Annotated in this window: 3 protein-coding genes; 1 reads left to right on the plus strand and 2 read right to left on the minus strand. The window is 73.7% G+C overall.

Translation table 11 applies throughout. The annotated features are described in order from the left end of the window. Window positions 1-231 precede the first annotated feature (231 nt). Window positions 232-1,143: an aminoglycoside phosphotransferase family protein gene (locus ACFU6K_RS36740; RefSeq protein ID WP_380670647.1), complete on the plus strand. Its 912-nt coding sequence runs from the start codon at window positions 232-234 to the stop codon at window positions 1,141-1,143. Between the two features lie 38 nt (window positions 1,144-1,181). On the opposite strand, the gene ACFU6K_RS36745 is transcribed toward ACFU6K_RS36740, so the two are convergent. Both ACFU6K_RS36745 and ACFU6K_RS36750 read right to left on the minus strand, forming a co-directional pair. Further along, window positions 1,182-1,859 carry a response regulator gene (locus ACFU6K_RS36745; protein ID WP_380670649.1) on the minus strand — a complete coding sequence of 226 codons (678 nt, stop codon included), beginning with the start codon at window positions 1,857-1,859 and terminating at the stop codon, window positions 1,182-1,184. Further along, window positions 1,856-2,460: sensor histidine kinase (locus ACFU6K_RS36750; RefSeq protein ID WP_380670651.1), on the minus strand; the 605-nt coding region annotated here is incomplete at its 5' end. The genes ACFU6K_RS36750 and ACFU6K_RS36745, both read right to left, overlap by 4 nt.

Below are 2,460 nucleotides of genomic sequence, written 5' to 3' on the forward strand. Positions count from 1 at the left end.
CTCTTCGCGTCCCGTGGAACCCCAGGCGCCGGGTGGCCGTCCGGTGGCAGCCGACCGGGTTCTCCGCGCTGTCGCGGCCACCACGTCCTCACCCGTAGAGCTGATGTGCGACCCTCGCACGGTGCCACGGGGCTCGACGAATACGGGTTGTCGAACCTGCGTCGGGTGGGTTCTACTCGCGTGGAGCAAGCGTCCGTCCGCTCACGCCAGAGCCTGCCAAGGGGGTACCTGTTGAACGATGTTCCGGATCTCGGGCCCATGCCCCGGCGGGTCACCGTCAGTGCCGAACAGGCGGGGCGGCTCGTGGCCGAGCAGTTCCCGCAGTGGGCCGCACTGCCTGTGACGGCTGTGGAGAACGGCGGCTGGGACAACCGGACCTTCCACCTGGGCGACGACATGGTGCTCCGGCTGCCCAGCGCGGAGGAGTACGCCCTGGCCGTGGAGAAGGAGCACCGTTGGCTGCCCGAGCTGGCACCGGCTCTCCCGCTGCCGATCCCGGTGCCGCTGGCGAAGGGGAGTCCCGGTGCGGCCTTCCCGTTCGCGTGGTCGGTCTACGGGTGGATCGACGGCACGCCCGCGACGTTCGAGTCGGTCGTCGATCCGATCGGCTTCGCCGGGAGCCTGGCCGACTTCGTCGCCGCGTTGCGGGGCGTCGATGCCTCGGAAGGGCCGCAGCCCGGCAAGCACAACTGGTTCCGTGGGGCGACGCTGCGGACGTACGAGGCGCAGGCGCTCGGTGCGCTGGACGGGCTGCGCGGCCACGTCGACGTCGCGTCGGCACACGAGCTGTGGACTCAGGCGCTCGCGGCGCGGTGGGACAGGGCCGACATCTGGTTCCACGGCGACCTCGCCAAGGGAAACCTGCTCCTTGAGGACGGACGGCTCGCCGCCGTCATCGACTTCGGTACGTGTGGCGTGGGGGACCCGGCTTGCGACCTCGCGATCGCGTGGACCCTGCTCTCGGCCGACGGCCGCGACGTGTTCCGGAAGCGGCTGGGCGTCGACGACGCCACGTGGGCGCGCGGACGCGGCTGGGCGCTGTGGAAGACGCTCGTCTCGTGCGCCAACAGCCTGGGCGAGGACGGCGCTGACGCCCGTGACGCGCGCCGCGTGCTCTCGGGGATCCTCGCCGATCGGGGCTGAGGGGTCGTAGGCGACCGCTGGAAGACCGCGGGCGGCCGTCAGGCGGGTGGGTTGGGGCGGGTGAGGCCGCGGTCGTAGGCGAAGATCACGGCCTGGACGCGGTCGCGGGCGCCGATCTTGGCCATCACGCGGCTGACGTGGGTCTTGACGGTCGACTCGGCGAGGACGAGGCGGTGGGCGATCTCGCTGTTGCTCCAGCCCTGGGCGACGGCGACGAGGATCTCGCGTTCGCGGTCGGTGAGGGCGTTCAGCCGGCTGTCCTCGACCGGGGCGGCGCCCGGCGGGCGGGTCGGCAGGTGGTGGGCGTACAGGTCGAGGAGGCGCCGGGTGATGGCGGGGGCGACGACGGCGTCGCCGACCGCGACGGCGCGGATCCCGGAGAGCAGCTCCTCGGGGCGGGCGTCCTTGAGGAGGAAGCCGCTGGCGCCGGCCCGCAGGGCGGAGTGGGCGTACTCGTCGAGGTCGAAGGTGGTCAGCACGAGGATGCGGGAGCGGCCGCCGGTGGCGACGATCCGGCGGGTGGCCTCGATGCCGTCCATGCCGGGCATCCGGATGTCCATCAGGACGACGTCGGGCCGCAGGTCGGCGGTGAGCCGGACGGCCTCGGCGCCGTGGGCGGCCTCGCCGACGACCTCGGTGTCGGGCTGGCTCTCCAGCAGCATGCGGAAGCCGTACCGCTGCAAGGGCTGGTCGTCCACGATGAGGAGGGTGGTCACGCGGGGCCGCCTGTCGGGTCGGGGGTGAGGTCGAGTACGGCCTCCACGGTCCATCCTGCCCCGGGCCCGGGGCCCGCCGTGACGGTGCCGCCGTAGAGGGCCGCGCGCTCCCGTATGCCCGCGAGGCCGTGGCCCTCGCGGGGCGGCCGGCCGGGAGCGGGCGGCGGAGGGCCGTCGGGCGGGCCGCTGTCCCGTACCCGCACCCGCAGCCGGTCGTCCCCGGAGGTGAGGGTGACGTGGGCCCGGGTGCCGGGGCCGGCGTGCTTCAGGGAGTTGGTGAGCGACTCCTGGACGATGCGGTAGGCCATCAGCTGGACCCCGCGGTCCAGGGCATCGAGGTCTCCGGCGGCCGTGTACACCACCTGGGGCCCGGCCGCGCGGATGCGGGCGCACAGCCCGTCGACGTCGGCGATGCCCGGCTGCGGGGTGAGCTCGGCGTCCTCGCCTTGGTCGCGCAGGACGCCGAGCATCCGCCGCAGCTCGCCGAGCGCCTGGCGGCTGGTGTCCCCGATCAGCAGCAGCGCCTCGCGTCCACGTTCGGGGGAGGCCTCGGCCGCGTACGCGCCGCCGTCCGCGAGGGTGACGATGACGGACAGTTTGT

The sequence above is a fragment of the Kitasatospora sp. NPDC057512 genome (genome assembly GCF_042802135.1).
Classification (GTDB): Bacteria; Actinomycetota; Actinomycetes; order Streptomycetales; family Streptomycetaceae; genus Kitasatospora.